The organism is Flavobacterium sp. Leaf359, assembly GCF_001423985.1.
Taxonomy (GTDB): Bacteria; Bacteroidota; Bacteroidia; order Flavobacteriales; family Flavobacteriaceae; genus Flavobacterium; species Flavobacterium lindanitolerans.
In genome coordinates, this window is sequence record NZ_LMPW01000004.1 from 1 (window position 1) to 387 (window position 387).

General features: G+C 57.1%; 1 protein-coding gene. It reads left to right on the forward strand.

What is annotated here, in order from left to right; all coding sequences use genetic code 11:
- Nucleotides 1-387, forward strand: a 387-nt coding sequence (locus ASG38_RS18235; RefSeq protein WP_235498563.1) for a DUF6443 domain-containing protein, incomplete at both ends; no start/stop codon positions are given.

Genomic DNA, 387 nt, shown 5'->3' on the forward strand with positions numbered 1-387 from the left:
CACCTTCTATGCCTCGCCCTCGCTGGCAAGGACGGGAAACCCTACCTTTGAGGCTACCGGAAACCCGTACAGCGAGAAACTCTTCGAGACTTCTCCATTAGGACGAGTACTCAAGCAGGCCGCACCCGGAAATGCCTGGAAGATGCCGGCATCCGCCGCAGATCCCGACCATACCATACGCACCGAGTACCTTTCCAATTCCGTGGCAGATGCCGTAAGGCTCTATAAGGCCGCAAACGGCGCGCTTTCGGGAGGCTATTACCCGGCAACGCTGTCACAGCAGGGGACCTACCCGGCAGGAACGCTATACAAGACGGTGGTAAGGGACGAGAACTGGACCCCTTCTTCAGGCAGCAGCCATACCGTACAGGAATTCAAAAACAAGGA